15 protein-coding genes and 1 tRNA gene are annotated in these 17,036 nt (G+C 67.8%); 10 read left to right on the forward strand and 6 right to left on the reverse strand.

Translation table 11 applies throughout. The annotated features are described in order from the left end of the window. Positions 1-117 precede the first annotated feature (117 nt). From hutU to hutG, 5 genes are all read left to right on the forward strand, one after another. On the forward strand, positions 118-1,818 hold the full coding sequence (gene hutU / locus J8I82_RS15560) for a urocanate hydratase (RefSeq protein WP_209758950.1): 1,701 nt from the start codon (positions 118-120) through the stop codon (positions 1,816-1,818). Continuing rightward, entirely contained in the window at positions 1,815-2,423 is a 609-nt protein-coding gene (locus J8I82_RS15565; RefSeq protein WP_209758952.1) for a HutD/Ves family protein, read from the forward strand. The genes hutU and J8I82_RS15565 overlap by 4 nt, the downstream gene beginning before the upstream one ends. Next, positions 2,420-3,706: an imidazolonepropionase gene (gene hutI, locus J8I82_RS15570; protein ID WP_209758954.1), complete on the forward strand. Its 1,287-nt coding sequence runs from the start codon at positions 2,420-2,422 to the stop codon at positions 3,704-3,706. Before J8I82_RS15565 ends, hutI begins: the two co-directional genes overlap by 4 nt. Continuing rightward, positions 3,703-5,109, forward strand: a complete 1,407-nt coding sequence (locus tag J8I82_RS15575; RefSeq protein ID WP_209758956.1) for a formimidoylglutamate deiminase — start codon at positions 3,703-3,705, stop codon at positions 5,107-5,109. The genes hutI and J8I82_RS15575 overlap by 4 nt, the downstream gene beginning before the upstream one ends. 78 nt (positions 5,110-5,187) lie before the next feature. After that, the gene (gene hutG, locus J8I82_RS15580) at positions 5,188-6,003 is read left to right on the forward strand and encodes an N-formylglutamate deformylase (RefSeq protein WP_209758958.1); all 816 of its coding nucleotides are present in this window, start codon (positions 5,188-5,190) and stop codon (positions 6,001-6,003) included. 430 nt (positions 6,004-6,433) lie between these two features. Here hutG and loiP read toward each other — a convergent pair whose 3' ends face one another. Beyond that, positions 6,434-7,177, reverse strand: a complete 744-nt coding sequence (gene loiP / locus J8I82_RS15585) for a metalloprotease LoiP (RefSeq protein WP_209758960.1) — start codon at positions 7,175-7,177, stop codon at positions 6,434-6,436. Positions 7,178-7,369: 192 nt separating this feature from the next. After that, positions 7,370-7,454 (reverse strand) — tRNA-Leu (locus J8I82_RS15590). Positions 7,455-7,648: 194 nt separating this feature from the next. On the opposite strand from J8I82_RS15590, the gene J8I82_RS15595 reads away from it, so the two are divergent. Then, on the forward strand, positions 7,649-8,575 hold the full coding sequence (locus tag J8I82_RS15595) for an alpha/beta hydrolase (RefSeq protein ID WP_209758962.1): 927 nt from the start codon (positions 7,649-7,651) through the stop codon (positions 8,573-8,575). Positions 8,576-8,592: 17 nt separating this feature from the next. Here J8I82_RS15595 and J8I82_RS15600 read toward each other — a convergent pair whose 3' ends face one another. The 4 genes from J8I82_RS15600 to J8I82_RS15615 form a co-directional block, all read right to left on the reverse strand. Then, positions 8,593-9,474: an NAD(P)-dependent oxidoreductase gene (locus J8I82_RS15600; protein ID WP_209758964.1), complete on the reverse strand. Its 882-nt coding sequence runs from the start codon at positions 9,472-9,474 to the stop codon at positions 8,593-8,595. Between the two features lie 45 nt (positions 9,475-9,519). Next, complete coding sequence (locus J8I82_RS15605) at positions 9,520-10,701, reverse strand: ABC transporter substrate-binding protein (RefSeq protein ID WP_209758966.1); 1,182 nt, start codon at positions 10,699-10,701, stop codon at positions 9,520-9,522. Positions 10,702-10,767: 66 nt separating this feature from the next. Beyond that, entirely contained in the window at positions 10,768-11,931 is a 1,164-nt protein-coding gene (locus tag J8I82_RS15610; RefSeq protein WP_209758967.1) for a methyltransferase, read from the reverse strand. 99 nt (positions 11,932-12,030) lie between these two features. After that, positions 12,031-12,972, reverse strand: a complete 942-nt coding sequence (locus J8I82_RS15615) for a CysB family HTH-type transcriptional regulator (protein ID WP_209758969.1) — start codon at positions 12,970-12,972, stop codon at positions 12,031-12,033. A 165-nt stretch (positions 12,973-13,137) separates the two neighbouring features. On the opposite strand from J8I82_RS15615, the gene J8I82_RS15620 reads away from it, so the two are divergent. Genes J8I82_RS15620 through J8I82_RS15635 form a run of 4 tightly spaced genes read left to right on the forward strand, consistent with a single transcriptional unit; the run spans position 13,138 to position 17,025 of the window. After that, a complete protein-coding gene (locus J8I82_RS15620; protein WP_209758972.1) occupies positions 13,138-13,911 on the forward strand; it encodes a sulfite exporter TauE/SafE family protein in 774 nt (257 codons plus the stop codon). Positions 13,912-13,939: 28 nt separating this feature from the next. Then, positions 13,940-15,622 (forward strand): nitrite/sulfite reductase, encoded by a 1,683-nt coding sequence (locus J8I82_RS15625; protein WP_209758974.1) that lies wholly within the window; start codon positions 13,940-13,942, stop codon positions 15,620-15,622. An 18-nt stretch (positions 15,623-15,640) separates the two neighbouring features. Next, complete coding sequence (locus J8I82_RS15630) at positions 15,641-16,225, forward strand: DUF934 domain-containing protein (RefSeq protein ID WP_209758975.1); 585 nt, start codon at positions 15,641-15,643, stop codon at positions 16,223-16,225. Further along, positions 16,222-17,025 carry a phosphoadenylyl-sulfate reductase gene (locus J8I82_RS15635; protein WP_209758977.1) on the forward strand — a complete coding sequence of 268 codons (804 nt, stop codon included), beginning with the start codon at positions 16,222-16,224 and terminating at the stop codon, positions 17,023-17,025. The genes J8I82_RS15630 and J8I82_RS15635 overlap by 4 nt, the downstream gene beginning before the upstream one ends. Positions 17,026-17,036: the final 11 nt, after the last annotated feature.

The following is a 17,036-nucleotide window of genomic DNA, read 5'->3' on the forward strand; positions in this document are numbered from 1 at the left end:
CCGCGCGGGAGAGGGGCCGGGGAGTGGGGGCCAGCGTATCCGAAAGCCGACGACGTACCAGTCGCCACGACACCGGTCTGATCGCGCCACCAGCGCCATCCAAAGGAGAACAAACACATGAACGCACCCGAATCCCAATCCCTCCAGCGTGGCCAGCGCGAAATCCGCGCCCCGCGCGGCACCCAGTTGCACTGCAAGAACTGGCTGATCGAAGCCGCCTACCGGATGATCCAGAACAACCTGGACCCTGACGTGGCCGAGCGTCCGCAGGACCTGGTGGTGTACGGCGGGATCGGCAAGGCCGCGCGCAACTGGGAATGCTTCGACGCCATCCTCGACAGCCTGCGCCGCCTGGGCGAGGACGAATCGCTGCTGGTGCAGTCGGGCAAGCCGGTCGGCGTGTTCCGCACGCACCCGGATGCGCCGCGTGTGCTGATCGCCAACTCCAACCTGGTGCCGCACTGGGCTACCTGGGACAAGTTCAATGAACTGGACCGCGCCGGCCTGATGATGTACGGCCAGATGACGGCGGGCTCGTGGATCTACATCGGCACGCAGGGCATCGTGCAGGGCACGTACGAGACCTTTGTCGAAGCCGGCCGCCAGCATTACGACGGCGATTTGTCGGGCAAGTGGATCCTGACCGCAGGCCTTGGGGGCATGGGCGGCGCGCAGCCGCTGGCCGGCGTGCTGGCCGGTGCCTGCGTGCTGGCGATCGAGTGCCAGGAATCACGCATCGACTTCCGCCTGCGCACGCGCTACCTCGACAAGAAGGCCACCACGCTGGACGAGGCGCTGGCGATGATTGCCGAGGCCACGGCCAGGAAGGAAGCAATCTCCGTTGGCCTGCTCGGCAACGCCGCTGACATCGTGCCGGAACTGGCCACGCGCGCGCAGGCCGGCGGCATGCGTCCGCATATCGTCACCGACCAGACCTCGGCGCACGACCTGGTCAACGGCTACCTGCCGCAAGGCTGGACAGTCGAGCAGTGGGAAGAAGCACGCAAGCGTGATCCCAAGTCGGTGGAAGCCGCGGCGCGCCCGTCGATCGTCAAGCACGTGCAGGCCATGCTCGATTTCCAGAAGCTGGGCGTGCCGACGGTCGACTACGGCAACAACATCCGCCAGGTCGCGTTCGACGAAGGCGTGCGCAATGCCTTCGATTTCCCCGGCTTCGTGCCGGCCTATATCCGCCCGCTGTTCTGCCGCGGCAAGGGCCCGTTCCGCTGGGTGGCGCTGTCGGGCGATCCCGAGGATATCTACAAGACCGACGCCAAGATGAAGGAGCTGTTCCCCGAGGACAAGCACCTGCACCGCTGGCTTGACATGGCGCACGACCGCATTGCCTTCCAGGGCCTGCCGGCGCGTATCTGCTGGGTGGGCCTGGACGAGCGCCACCGCGCCGGCCTGGCCTTCAACGAGATGGTGAAGTCGGGCGAGCTGAAGGCGCCGGTGGTGATCGGCCGCGACCACCTGGACTGCGGTTCGGTGGCGTCGCCCAACCGGGAGACCGAAGCGATGCGCGACGGTTCCGATGCCGTGTCCGACTGGCCGCTGCTGAACGCGCTGCTGAACACCGCGGGCGGCGCCACCTGGGTCAGCCTGCATCACGGCGGCGGCGTCGGCATGGGCTTCTCGCAGCACTCGGGCGTGGTGATCGTCTGCGATGGCACCGATGCAGCCGCGAAGCGCATCGAGCGCGTGCTGTGGAACGATCCGGCCACCGGCGTGATGCGCCATGCCGATGCGGGCTACGACATCGCCATCGAATGCGCGCAGGAAAAGGGCCTGAACCTGCCGATGGTGAAGGGCGTATGAGCACCGTGATGTCGCGGCACTTCGCGCTAGCCGCCATCGAGCCGACGCGCTGGAAGAACGGCGGCGGCAACACGCGCGAGATCGCGGTGTGGCCGCCGGGTGCCGGCATGGATGATTTCGTGTGGCGCCTGAGCGTGGCCGATATCGAAGCCGATGGCCCGTTCTCCGCCTTCCCCGGCATCGACCGCCAGATCGTGCTGCTCGACGGCGCCGGCGTGTTGCTGCGCGCCGACGATGGCAGCTTCAGCCATCGGCTGGTCCAGCCGGGCGCACCGTTTGCATTCCCGGGCGACACCGGCCTGCAGGCCGCGCTGCTCGATGGCGCCACGCGCGACTTCAACGTGATGACGCGGCGTGGCCGCTGCCGCGCGCGCATCGAAGCCTTCCGCCAGGGGTTTGCCGTCAGCACCGGTGCCGATACCGTTTGCCTGCTTGCCGTGTCCGGCACCTGGCTGGCGCAGGAAGCGCAGCCGGCCGTCGCGCTGGACGCGGGGCAGGGCGTGCTGTATCCCGCCGGCGGACCGGCTGGCGGGCAAGCCTTTGTACCAGGCGCCGGCGACGCGCTGTGCCTGTGTGTCACGCTGGAAATGGAGTCCGACCAATGACGCTGCCTTCCGTACCCGGCACCGCCAATGCCACCAACCCTGCCAGCGCCGACGGTGTCTGGCACAACTGCCACCTGTTGCCCGATGCCGACCCGGCGCGCGCCATCCGCGATGCCTCCCTCGTGGTCGAACAAGGCCGGATCGCCTGGCTCGGGGCTGCCGGCGAATTGCCACAGTCTTGCCGCAGCCTGCCGCGCCACGATGCCAACGGCGCGTGGATCACGCCGGGACTGGTCGATTGCCACACCCACCTGGTCTACGGCGGCCAGCGCGCCGACGAGTTCGCGATGCGGCTGGCCGGTGCCGGTTATGAGGAAATCGCGCGCGCCGGCGGCGGCATCGTCTCGACCGTGCGCGCCACCCGCGCCGCCGACGAAGACACGCTGTTCGCGCAGGCCGCCGCGCGCCTGCAACCGCTGCTGGCCGAAGGCGTGACTGCCATCGAGATCAAGTCCGGCTACGGCCTCAGCCTGGAAGCCGAGCGCAAGCAACTGCGCGTGGCGCGCCGCCTGGGCGAGCAGTTCGGCGTGTCGGTGCACACCACCTTCCTCGGTGCGCATGCGCTGCCGCCCGAGTACGCGGGACGCGCCGATGACTACATCGACCTGGTATGCGGCACCATGCTGCCGGCGCTGGCCGAAGAAGGGCTGGTCGACGCCGTCGATGCCTTCTGCGAATCGATCGGCTTCTCGATCGCACAGACCGAACGCGTCTTCGATGCCGCTGCGCGCCACGGCCTGCGCGTCAAGCTGCACGCCGAGCAGCTCAGCAACCTCGGTGGCGCGGCGCTGGCGGCACGCCATCGTGCGCTGTCGGCGGACCATCTCGAACATCTCGACGAGGCCGGCGTCGCCGCGATGGCAGAAGCCGGCACGGTCGCGGTGCTGCTGCCTGGCGCCTACTATTTCCTGCGCGATACCAACCTGCCGCCGATCGCGCTGTTGCGCCAGTATGGGGTGCCGATGGCGATCTCGACCGACCACAACCCCGGCACGTCGCCGGTGACGTCGCTGCTCCTGATGGTGAATATGGCCTGCACGCTGTTCCGCCTGACGGTGCCCGAAGCGCTGGCCGGCGTGACCCTGCATGCGGCGCGCGCGCTGGGCGCAGCGGACCGCCACGGCACGCTGGAAGCGGGGCGGGTGGCCGACTTCGTGCTGTGGCGTGTCGATTCGCCGGCGGAGCTGGCGTATTGGTTCGGCCGCAATCCTGCTGCCGCGGTCGTGCGGCAAGGGCGCGTATATCCGGCGCAAGAAGGGGCAAAAGCGGAGGCACAGCCATGAGCGCATCGCAGCTGTTCGCAGATTGGGCCCTGCTGCCCGCAGGCTGGGCGCGCGATGTGCTGCTCGCCTGGGACGAATCGGGCCGCCTGACCACCGTGCGGGCCGGTGCCGCCGCAAGTGCCGACGTGCCGCGCGCCGCGGGCCCGGTGCTGCCGGGCATGCCCAACCTGCATTCGCACGCATTCCAGCGTGGCTTTGCCGGCCTGACCGAATACCGCAGCCGCCCGCAGGGCGACAGTCCCGCCGGCGCCGATTCGTTCTGGAGCTGGCGCACGCTGATGTATCGCTTCGCACAGCGGATCTCGCCCGACACGCTGGAAGCCATCGCCACCCAGCTTTATATCGAGATGCTGCGCGCGGGCTATACCAGCGTGTGCGAGTTCCACTACGTCCACCACGATGCCAACGGCAAGCCCTATGCCGACGCCGCCGAAATGTCGCTGCGGCTGTTGCGCGCGGCGCAGCGCACCGGCATCGGCATGACGCTGTTGCCAGTGCTGTACCAGACCGCCGGCTTCGGCGGCAAGCCGCCGCTGTCCGAGCAGCGCCGTTTCCTGCACGACACTGACGCCATGCTGCGGCTGCTGGAGCGGCTGTCGCCCGTGTGCGCGCAGGCCGGCGCGCGCCTCGGGCTGGCGCCGCATTCGCTGCGCGCGGTGCCGGAAGACAGCCTGCTGCATGCGCTGGCGGGGCTGAAGGCGATCGATGCGCAGGCGCCGGTCCATATCCATATCGCCGAGCAGCAGCGCGAAGTCGACGACTGCATCGCCTGGTCCGGCACGCGCCCGGTGACATGGCTGTTCGATCATGTCGACGTCGACGCGTGCTGGTGCCTGGTGCACGCCACGCACATGGACTGGGACGAACGCCGGCGTCTTGCGCACAGCGGCGCCGTGGCCGGCATCTGCGCGACCACCGAAGCGAACCTCGGCGACGGCGTGTTCGAGGCGGCGCCTTACCTCGCGCAGCATGGCGCCTGGGGCATCGGCTCGGACAGCCATGCCAGCGTCAGCGTGGCGGAGGATCTGCGCCTGTTCGAGTACGGCCAGCGGCTGGGCCTGCAGCAGCGCAACGTGCTGGCCTCGGATACCCACCTGCAGGTGGCCGACCGCCTCTATCTCGAAGCGGTGGCGGGTGGCGCACGCGCCAGTGGACGCGACGTAACCGGGCTGGCACCTGGCCAGCAGGCGGACTTCGTGGTGCTGGACGGTGCCCACCCGACGCTGGCCGGTCTCGACGGCGCGCAGGCGCTGGCCACCCACGTGTTCGCGAACCACGGTCATGAGACACTAGCGGAGGTCCGCACCGCCGGCCGCAGCCGCGTGCAGCATGGCGCGCATGCGTTGCAAGCCGAAGCCGCGCGGCAGTTCATCGCCGCCCGCGCCAGCCTGCTGGCCGACTGATACGCGACCAAATTCGCGACCAAATTCGCGACCAAACACGCGACAAATCCGGGTACCGCCCAACGCATTGCAAAGAACATGTCCTTCTTCACCGATACTCCCGCCTTCACCCTGCATCGCGGCACGCGCCCGCTGCTGGTATCGATGCCGCACGTCGGCACGCACCTGCCGGCCTCGGTCTCGCAGCGCCTCACCGCCGAGGCCCGCACCGTGCCCGACACCGACTGGCACCTGGAACGCCTCTACGGTTTCGCCCGCGAACTCGGCGCGTCGGTGCTGGTCGCCACGCATTCGCGCTACGTGGTCGACCTGAACCGCCCGCCCGACAATGCCAACCTGTATCCCGGCCAGGACACCACCGGCCTGTGCCCGGTCGATACCTTCGACAAGACGGCGCTGTACGCCGATGGCGGCAACGGCCCCGACGACGCGGAAATCGCCGCGCGCCGCGACGCGATCTGGCGTCCGTACCATGAGGCGCTGGCTGCGGAACTGGCGCGGCTGAAGGCCAATCACGGCACCGTCGCGCTGTGGGACGCGCATTCGATCCGCTCGTTGCTGCCGCGTTTCTTTGAAGGCAAGCTGCCGGATTTCAACCTCGGCACGGCCAATGGCGAGAGCTGCGACGCGGGGCTGGCGAACCAGCTGCTCGAGCTGGCGAGTGCGGTGCCCGGCCATACCGCGGTGCTCAACGGGCGCTTCAAGGGCGGCTATATCACGCGCCAGTACGGCAAGCCGCAAGACGGCGTGCATGCGGTGCAGCTCGAGCTGTCGCAGTGTGCGTACATGAGCGAGACCTATCCGTTCGCCTATGACGAGGCGCGGTCGGCGGGGCTGCAGCCGGCGCTGCAAGGCATGCTGGCCACGGTACTCGCATTCGTCGAATCTCGGTGAGGCGCCAGGCGGGGCGCGGCAACGCATAAAAAAGGCCCGGCAACATGCCGGGCCCCAGCGCACGCCAACGAAGGCTTACTTCTTCACGACGTTCTTGTTCGCCTTGCTCCCCGTCGCTGCGTTGTACTTCTCCACATACTCTTCGAACAGCTTGCGGATCGCGCGGCCGATCTTGGCGTAATCCGCTGCCGTAGCACGGCACGATAGCCAGGAAGGGGCAATTATCCCCGCCGGTTTCAGGCAGGCATATTGAAAGCTTTCTTGAATGAATTAAACGCTGTCAACATTCCGCGCGCTGCGATTGCGCGCGGGAATGCGCGCGGGAATGCGCGCAGGAACGCGCATGATGCGTGTGATGTCTGGAGGGAGGGACACAGGGAGAGGCCGCGTCCCCCGAACGGGGGCGGCGGCGCAAAAGAATGCGGCGCGCTCAGCGCCCGCCGGCCAGGCGATCTTCGATATGCTTGGCACGTTCCAACGAACCGGGATGCGTGCTGAGCATGCTCGACTGGCCGCCGTCAAGCTGCGACATCTTGCGGAACGCCGACGCCAGCGCTTGCCGGTTGGCCCCGTTCTTGGTCAGCAGGTTGAAGGAGTAATCGTCCGCAGCGGTTTCCTGGCGCTGCGAGAACTGCGCATTGACGAACGTCTCCGCCAGATCGCCGATCTGCGACGACGACAGCGCGGTCAGCGAAGCCATGCCGGTGGATCCCAGCAGGCCGCGCGCAGCGGCAGTGGTGTAGGCCACCTGCATCGCCGCCTTGGTGTGGCCCAGCGCCACATGGCCGATCTCGTGTCCGACCACGCCGCGCACCTCGTCGTCGCTGAGGAAGTCCATCAGCCCGCTGTACACGCGCACGCACCCGTTGGCCATGGCCCACGCATTGATGTCCTTGGTCACGTAGACCTTGGCATTGAGCGGCAGCCCGGTATTGCCCAGCCCGCTCATCACGGTCGCGAGCCGCCTGGCGTAGGTGCTGTCGGGCGGGGCAATGGAGTTCTTCTGGTCCATTTCCGCGCACGACTGGTCGGACAGCGTTTTGACGTTGGTGTCCGACAGCGTGGCTGCGGTGAACAGGCTGCCGCCGGCCTGGGTCAGGTTTTCCACATTGGCGCCGGCGCAGCCGGCCAGCAGGGTGGCGCAGGCGAGGGCGGGAAGGGTCAGTCGGCTCATGGTGGCTCCGGTGACAGGATGGCAATGCCATAGGATAGGAAGCCAGGCGCATGGGCACCAGTGGGCGCTGTCCGACACACCTTCAAACTTCGGCCGGAAAGGGGGGCGATGTGATGCGATAGGCCGGAGATGCCGAGCGATGCGCCGCAGCAGTCCATGATGTGGACGGCTGAGTGCTTTGGAAGGAAATCTTGGTGCCCGGGGTCGGACTCGAACCGACACGCCTTGCGGCGGGGGATTTTGAGTCCCCTGCGTCTACCTGTTTCACCACCCGGGCAGGTGTGACGGCATCGGAACTGATGCCGGGCTGAGCCGGCGATTATGCCGCAATTCCCCGCGACCGACAACCGGCTGCCATGGCGATGGTAGTGGTCCGGATAACCGGTGCATGGCGATTGCGGTTAGCATCGCCGTCACCGCGCACCCCCGGCGACGCGCCTGCCAGCCCTCAGTCCGCATCCACCGACCGCCATGACCGACCACGCCTCGCTGGCGAGCCTCGCCAGCCTGCCCTCGCAGGACCCCGGCTTTTACGACCGCGAATACAACAACCGCGCCAACGTGCCGGACAACCCGGCGCATATGGCGCGCTGGGGCGAATGGTCGGCGCGGGTGCGCGAGCGCGGCGGCTTGATCGCGGAACTGGGCTATGCCGATGCAGCTTCGCGGCATCCGCAGGATGAGACGCTGGACTATTTCCCGGCGACGGCGCCGGCGGATGACGGAGAGGCGCCGCCGCTGCTGGTGTTCGTCCACGGCGGCTACTACCGCGCGCTCGACAAGCGCGATCACAGTTTCGTCGCCAGCGTGCTGCCGGCGCTCGGCGTGTCGGTGGCCGTGGTCAACTATTCGCTGGTGCCGTCGGTGACGGTGCCCGAGATCGTGCGGCAGGTGCTGCGCAGCGTGGCGTGGCTGTACCGGCAATCCGGCGGACTGGGGCATGACCCGCAGCGGCTGTTCGCCGCCGGGCATTCCGTCGGCGGCCACCTGGTGGCGATGCTGATGGCGGCACGCTGGCCGCAGCTGGCGCGAGACCTGCCCGCGGACCTGGTCAAGGGCGGGCTGTCGGTCAGCGGGCTGTACGACATGGAACCGCTGCGCCGCGCCGCGTTCCTGCAATGCGACCTGCGGCTGTCGGAAGATGATGTGGCGCGCTTGTCGCCGGCATATATGACGCCAGCCACCGCCGCGCCGCTGTCGCTCGCGGTGGGCGAGCTGGAAGCGGCCGAATACCACCGCCAGCATGCGCTGATGCGGGCGGCGTGGCGCGCCAATGTCCGCAGTCCGGCAGCGAGCGATCTCGTGCTGCCGGGATGCCATCACTTCAACGTGCTCGATGGCTTCAATGATGCCGACAGCGCGCTGGTGCGCGCCGTATTGCGCCTGACAGCCGCCTGAGCGCCGGCCCCCAGCTCTCAGCCCTCCAGCACGCGCAGCAGCGACGAGGTATCGTCCTTGCCCCAGCCATTGGCCATCAGCGTGCGCAGCTGCGCCGAGGTGGCCAGCATCGCCGGCAGGTCCAGGCCGATTTCCTCGGCGATATCGCGCGCCAGCCCGAAGTCCTTGTCGTGCAGCCGCGCCTCGATGCCGGCGGCGAAATTGCGCGACACCATCTTGGGCCCCATCAGGTCGAGCATGCGGCTGCCCGCCATGCCCGTCGACATGGCCTGCAGCACGCGGCCGGTATCGACGTTCTGCGCCGAGGCAAAGCGCATGGCTTCGGCGATGCCTTCGATATTGACCACTTGAGCGATCTGGTTGCACAGCTTGGCGACCTGGCCGGCGCCGTTGTCGCCGATATGCGTGATGGTCGTGCCCAGGAGCTCCAGCAGCGGCAGCACGCGTTCCAGCACCTCGAGCTTGCCGCCGACCATGATGGTCAGCTTGCCGGACGCGGCGGCCATGGTGCCGCCCGACACCGGGCAGTCGAGCGCCTCGAGGCCGCGCGCGGCCAGTGCCGCGGCGATCTCGCGCGTGACCACCGGCGAGATGGTGCTGTGGTCGACGCATACCGTGCCGGGCGCCGCGCCGTGGATCACGCCTTGCTCGCCCAGCAGCACTTCGCGCACGTCTTCGGACGAGGTCACGTTGGTGAAGACGACGCTGGCGCCGCGCGCGGCCTCGGCGGGCGTGAAGAACGGCTCCGCACCCATGGCGCGCGCGGCTTCGGCGGCCTCGGGGCGGCGCACGAAGGCGCGCACGGTTTGGCCCGCGGCCAGCAGGTGGCGGACCATGTGCGAGCCCATGGCGCCCAGGCCGATAAAGGCAACGGTGACGGAAGGGGTGGAAGTGGTCATGATGCGTTGCTTCCTTTCAGGATGCTGGATTCGGGCGGGCGATGGCTACTTGTCGCCCGCATAGGCAAACTTGCCGTTGCGGATCACCCCCATCACGCGCGAACGCTGGTCGAAGCCCTGGTGGTCCTTCGCATTGAGGTTCAGCACGCCGTTGGGGATGGTGAGATTGGTGGTGGATTCGAGCGCGTCGCGCATGGCGGCGCGGAATTCGCGCGTGCCGGGCTGGGCGCCGGTCTTGAGCGCGCGGCGCGCGGCATCGTCCAGCAGCAGCCACGCGCCCCAGGCGTCGCCGGCGAACTGCGTCACGCTGTCGGGGCCGTACTTGCCCTCGTAGCGGTTGACGAAGTCCAGCGCGACCTTGCGCACGGGGTGGTTGTCGGGCAGCTGGCGCGCGACCACGACCGGGCCGGTCGGGAACAGCGTGCCTTCGACGTCCTTGCCGCCCATGCGCAGGAATTCCCAGGTGGCGATGCCGTGGGTCTGGTAGACCTTGCCCTTGTAGCCGCGTTCGCCCAGCGTCTTCTGCGGCAGCACCGAGGGCGTGCCGGCGCCGGCGATCAGCACCGCGTCGGGGTTTGCCGCCATCAGCTTGAGCACCTGGCCGGTCACCGAAGTGTCGTTGCGCGAGAAGCGCTCGTTGGCGACGACCTTGATCTTGCGCACCTCGGCCAGCCTGGAGAACTCGCGCCACCAGCTTTCGCCATAGGCGTCCGCAAAGCCGATGAAGCCGACTGTCCTGATGCCGTGGTTGCTCATGTACTCCGTCAGCACGGTCGCCATGTGCGAGTCGTTCTGCGGCATCTTGAAGGCCCAGCGGCGCTTGGCGTCGGTCTGCGGCTCGACGATCGACGCCGACGCGGCCAGCGCCACCATCGGCGTCTCGCCCTCGGACACGGCGTCGAGCGCGGCCAGCGCGGTCGGCGTGATATTGGGGCCGACGATCACGTCGACCTTTTCCTCGGAAATCAGCTTGCGCACGTTGCGCACCGCCGCGGCCGGGTCGGAGCCGTCGTCCAGGATCACGTAATGCGCCTTCTGGCCGCCCAGCGTCTGCGGCCACATCAGCACGGTGTTCTTGGAGGGGATGCCGATCGAGGCCGCAGGCCCGGTGGTGGACACGTCGATGCCGACGCGGATATCGGCCAGCGCGGCGGCGCTGGCGCAGAGCAGGGTGGCGAGTACGACGGTGGGCAGCAGGCGGGGCAACGCGCGGAATAACTTCGGCATCTTGTCTCCTCCAGTCTTATTTGTGACGGGAAGGATAGCCGAACTCCGCCTGCAAGGGCACGCGCGTCAGCGCACGCCCAGCCGCCAGAGCGAGGTCACTTCGGCCGACCGCGCGGCATGCAGCGGATCGCTGGGGTCGGCGGCGCGCGGATGACGCGGGCGGATATCGGAGCGGCCCAGCACCTTCAGCCCTGCGGCCTCGATCCAGCCTTCCAGCTGCGCGCGCGGGCGCAGGCCCAGGTGCTCCGCCAGGTCGGATAGCAAGAGCCAGCCTTCGCCGGCGGGCTCCAGGTGGGCGGCCAGCCCATCGAGGAAGCCGCGCAGCATGGCGCTGTCCGGGTCGTAGACGGCGCGCTCGACCGGCGAACTGGGCCGGGCCGGCACCCACGGCGGGTTGCACACCACCAGCGGCGCGCGACCTTCCGGGAACAGGTCGGCCTGCACGATCTCGACGGCGCCGGCGTAGCCGAGCTGGCCGATGTTCTCGCGTGCGCAGGCCAGCGCACGCGGATCCTGGTCGGTGGCGACGATGCGCTGCACGCCGCGCCGGGCCAGCACCGCGGCCAGCACGCCGGTGCCGGTGCCGATGTCGAAGGCCAGCGACTTCGACGGCAGCGGCTCGGCGGCCACCAGGTCGACATACTCGCCCCGCACCGGCGAGAACACGCCGTACCAGGGATGGATGCGGTCTTCCAGCGCCGGGATCTCCACGCCTTTTCTGCGCCACTCATAGGCGCCGATCATGCCCAGCAACTCGCGCAGCGACGCCACATAGGGTTCGCCCGCCGGGCCGTAGACCTGCTCGCAGGCTTCGCGCACATCGGGCGCGCGGCGCAGCGGCACGCTGTGGTCGGCCTCGAACGGCAGCAGCAGCATGCCCAGCGTGCGGGCGCGTTGCGACTGCGCCAGCCGGTGCAGGTGGAAGGCCTCGGTGGCGGAGCCGGGCGCACCCTTGGCCTTCTGGCCCGGCCGGCTGGCCTTCCTGGGCTTGCGCTCGGTGCGCCGCGCCATGGCATTGAGCAGCTGGCGCGCATTCTGGAAGTCCCCGCGCCACAGCAGGGCAGTGCCTTCGCAGGCGAGCCGGTAGGCGGTGTCGGCGCTGGTGGTGTCGTCGGCGACCACCACGCGGCGCGGCGGCGGGTTGCCGGCTTCGGAGCGCCAGGCGGCGCTGCGCTCGGTGCCGTCCTCGGTCCAGTGGATGCGGGGCAGGTCGCTGTTGGCTTCGCTCATGGGTTCGCTCACAGCGCCTCCGGCCGGCGCGGCGTGACAGATTGGGAATGCATGTTGGTTTCTGCTTCTTATATAGAAAGAGGCGGCGGGATGCCGCGCTCAGAGTTCGTAGGCTTCGTGATCGCCCGACATGGCCTGTTCGACCAGCTTGCGGTTCAGCGTCGGCGAGAACAGCTCGATAAAGGTGTAGACAAAGCTGCGCAGGTAGGCGCCCTGCTTGACCGCCAGGTGCGTCACATTGCTGCCGAACAGGTGCCCGGCCGGGATCCCGCGCAGGTTGCGGTCGCGCTCGGCATCATAGGCCACGCCGGCGACGATGCCCACGCCCAGGCCGATCTCCACATAGGTCTTGATCACGTCGGCGTCGATCGCCTCGAGCACGATGTCCGGCTTCAGGTGGCGCAGCTCGAAGGCCTTGTCGATCTTGGGCCGGCCGGCGAAGTTGGGGTCGTAGGTGATCAGCGGGTAGCCCATCAGGTCTTCCAGGGCCAGGTGCTTCTTGTCCAGCAGTGGATGATCGGGTGGCGTAATCACCATATGCGTCCACTGATAGCCCGGCAGCGATACCAGGCTCTTGTCGTCGGTGATGCCTTCCGTGGCAATGCCGATATCGGCCTGGTCATGCAGCAGCATGTCGGCGATCTGCGACGGGTTGCCTTGCTGGATCGACAGCCGGACCTTGGGGTAGCGCTTGGTGAACTCGCCGATGACCCGCGGCAGCGCGTAGCGTGCCTGCGTATGCGTGGTGGCAATGGTGAAGTTGCCCTGGTCCTGTGCGGCATAGTCCATGCCGACCCGCTTCAGGCTCTCGACCTCCTGCAGGATTTTCTCCACAGAGGTGAGAATGCGCCGCCCCGGCTCGGTCAGGCTGCGGATGCGCTTGCCGTGCCGCGTGAAGATATCGACACCCAACTCTTCTTCCAGCTCGATGATGGCCTTGGACACGCCGGGTTGTGACGTGTAGAGCGCTTTGGCGGCTTCGGTCAGATTGTAGTTCTGCCGGACGGCCTCGCGCACGAAGCGAAACTGGTGCAGGTTCATATAACTCGGGTCGTATAAACAAACAACTTCTTATTAGTTTGAGGTATGAGGCCAGTTTATTACGATTCTCGAACTTTGTTAATGAACGTCCTGCCCTCAGTGCGTCCGCTCGCAGCCCCCGGATTGTGATGCGAGCCTCACGGGCCAGGGCCCACCGAGTCCCCCATGTCGCTGGCCTATACCGTTTCCGGTCTGTTTGTAGGCGTCCTCGTCGGTCTGACCGGCGTGGGTGGGGGGTCGTTGATGACGCCGCTGCTGACGCTGCTGTTCGGCTTTTCGCCGGCGACCGCGGTCGGCACCGACCTGGCCTTTGCCGCGATCACCAAGGGCTTCGGCACCATCGCGCACCGCGCCCACGGCCATGTGCAGTGGCAGGTGGTGCGGCGCCTGTGCATCGGCAGCCTGCCGGCGGCGGTTGTGGCGATCCTGGTGCTCAAGAGCGCAGGTGAGCTCAACGCCCAGTGGCTGCACGCGATTCGCGTGACCATCGGCGTGTCGGTGCTGCTGACCGTATTGTCGCTGCTGTTCCGCAAGCAGATGCTGGCCTGGCTCGAACGCAACCCGCGCTTCCAGCTGCATGGCCGCAAGCAAGTCGTTGCCACCGTGGTGGTGGGTGCCGTGATCGGCGTGCTGGTGACGGTGTCGTCGATCGGCGCCGGCGCGGTTGGCGCCACGCTGATCCTGCTGCTCTACCCCCATATGAAGCCGGCCGAAGTCGCCGGCACCGATATCGCCTACGCCGTCCCGCTGACGGCGATCGCCGGGCTGGGCCATGTGTGGCTCGGCACCGTCAACTGGAATTTGCTGCTGGCGCTGCTGGTGGGTTCGATCCCCGGCATCTGGCTGGGCGCGCAACTGTCGCGGGCGCTGCCCGAGCGGCTGGTGCGCGCCGCACTGGCGACCACGCTGACGCTTGTCGCCATCAAGCTCGTTTCCTGAATCCAACGAATACTGAACGGACCCCGCCATGTATCAGTACGACCAATATGACCAGCGCATCGTCAACGAGCGCGTCGCCCAGTTCCGTGACCAGGTGCGCCGCCGCCTGTCGGACGAACTGACCGAGGAAGAATTCCTGCCGCTGCGCCTGCAGAACGGCCTGTACCTGCAGCGCCATGCCTACATGCTGCGCGTGGCGATCCCGTACGGCCTGCTGTCGGCGACGCAGCTGCGCAAGCTGGCCCACATCGCCCGCGAATACGACCGCGGCTACGGCCACTTCTCCACCCGCCAGAACATCCAGTACAACTGGATGGAACTGGAGCGCGTGCCCGACGTGCTGGCCGAGCTGGCCAGCGTCGAGATGCACGGCATCCAGACCTCGGGCAACTGCGTGCGCAACATCACGACCGACCACTTCGCCGGCGTGGCGCCGGACGAGTCGGTCGACCCGCGCGTGCTGGCCGAGTTGCTGCGCCAGTGGAGCACGTTCCAGCCGGAATTCGCCTTCCTGCCGCGCAAGTTCAAGATCGCGATCTCGGCCTCGAAGGATGACCGCGCCGTGGTGCAGATGCACGACATCGGCATCTATGCCTACAAGAACGCCGACGGCGAGACGCGCCTGCGCATCCTGGCCGGCGGCGGCCTGGGCCGCACGCCGATCCTGGGCTCGATCATCAAGGACGACCTGCCGTGGCAGCACATGCTGACCTACGTCGAGTCCGCCATCCGCGTGTACAACCGCTATGGCCGCCGCGACAACAAGTACAAGGCCCGCATCAAGATCCTGGTGAAGGCCATCGGCGTGGAGAAGTTCGCGCAGGAAGTCGAGGAAGAATGGCAGCACAGCAAGGACGGCCCGGCCACGCTGACGCAGGTCGAGTTCGACCGCGTGGCGCAGTACTTCACGCCGCCCGCGTATGAGAAGCTGGCCGACACCGACGCCTCGTACGAGAACCACCTGCTGGAAGACAAGGCGTTCGCGCGCTGGGTCAGCCGCAGCGTGCACGGCCACAAGGTGCCGGGCTACGCCGCGGTGACGCTGTCGACCAAGCCGGGCGTGGCCTCGCCCCCGGGCGACGCCACCGATGCGCAGATGGAAGCGGTGGCAGACCTGGCCGACCAGTTCGGCTTCGGCGAGCTGCGCGTGGCGCACGAACAGAACCTGGTGCTGCCGGACGTGAAGAAGCACGACCTGTACGCGCTGTGGCAACTGGCGAAGAAGGCTGGCCTGGCCACGCCCAACATCGGCCTGCTGACCGACATCATCGCCTGCCCGGGCGGCGATTTCTGCTCGCTGGCCAACGCCAAGTCGATCCCCATCGCGCAGGCGATCCAGGACCGTTTCGACGACCTCGACTATGTCTATGACCTGGGCGAGATCTCGCTGAACATCTCGGGCTGCATCAACGCCTGCGGCCACCACCACGTCGGCAATATCGGCGTGCTGGGCGTCGACAAGGACGGCTCGGAGTGGTACCAGGTCACGCTGGGCGGTGCGCAGGGCAACAAGACCGCGCTGGGCAAGGTGATCGGCCCGTCGTTCAGCGCCGAGGAAATGCCCGAGGTGGTGACCCGCATCATCGACACCTTCGTGGCCAACCGCATCGAAGACGAACGCTTTATCGAAACCCTGTCCCGCATCGGCATCGCCCCGTTCAAGGAGCGCGTCTATGCCGACAAGCAGCCGCGCGAGCGCGCCGAAGCCTGAGGACCGGAGAGACTGAACATGGCAAAGATCATTCAACTGCAACGCGACGGTGCGAACGTCACCCCGGTGATCGTCGAAGACAACTGGACCGTGCTGCGCGCCACTGAAGAGCAGCCGCTGACCGAAGAGCAGGTCGCCGCCGCCGCGCAAGGCCAGGACGCCGTGCTGTTCCCGCTGTCGGTGTGGAAGGCCAATGAAGCGCTGCTGGCCGGCCGCGACGCGGCCCGCACCGGCGTGTGGCTGGCTCCGGAAGACGAGCCGGGTGACGCCGCCGCCTACTTCGACCGCGTGTCGCTGGTGGCGGTGGACTTCCCGGTGTTCCGCGACGGCCGCGGCTTCTCGACGGCCTACCTGCTGCGCACCCGCTACAAGTGGGAAGGCCAGCTGCGCGCCGTCGGCGACGTGCTGCGCGACCAGCTCAACTTCATGAAGCGCTGCGGCTTCGACGCCTTCGCGGTGCGCGCCGACAAGAACATCGAGGACGCCATCAAGGGCTTCACCGAGTTCACCGTGACCTACCAGGCATCGGTCGACGAACCGCTGCCGCTGTTCCGCCGCGCCCGCACCGAAGGCGCCGCCGTGCAACCGAAGGCCACGGCATGAGCACGGTGCTGAGCGATATCCCCGTGGTGGATGCCGGCGCGGTGTCGGCGCTGCGTCCGCCCGCGCTGTGGGTCGCGCCCGAGTACACCGGCAGCATCGAAGCGCTGGAACAGAAGGAGCGCGAGCTGGGCGAGCGCCTTGCCGGCATTGCCGCGCGTTTCTACCGCGCGCGCTTTGCCTCCAGCCTGGCCGCCGAAGACATGGTGCTGACCGATGCCATCCTGCGCGGTACCCCCGCCGTGCGCGCTGGCATCCGCGTCTTCACGTTGCAGACCGGGCGCCTGCACGCCGAGACGCTGGCGGTGCTCGACAAGGTGCAGTCGCACTACGGCTACAGCATCGAGCAATACACGCCGGATGCCGAGGCAGTCGAGAACTACCTGAAGAAGCATGGCCTGAACGGCTTCTACGACAGCATCGACCTGCGCAAGGAATGCTGCGGCATCCGCAAGGTCGAGCCGCTCAACCGCGCGCTGTCGCACGCCGACGCGTGGCTGACCGGCCAGCGCCGCGAGCAGGCCGTGACGCGCGCCGAGCTGCCGTTCGAGGAAATGGACGAAGCCCGCGGCATCCCCAAGTTCAACCCGCTGGCGGACTGGTCCGAGCCGGAGGTGTGGGCCTACCTGAAGCGCCACAACGTGCCGGTCAACGACCTGCACGCCAAGGGCTATCCCAGCATCGGCTGCGAACCCTGTACGCGTGCAGTGCGCGCGGGCGAGGACGTGCGCGCGGGACGGTGGTGGTGGGAGAGCAAGGACTCGAAAGAGTGCGGGCTCCACGAACAGAACATCAAGCATTGAGGCCGGTACAA

Source organism: Cupriavidus consociatus (assembly GCF_017814975.1).
In the GTDB taxonomy this organism is placed as follows: domain Bacteria; phylum Pseudomonadota; class Gammaproteobacteria; order Burkholderiales; family Burkholderiaceae; genus Cupriavidus; species Cupriavidus consociatus.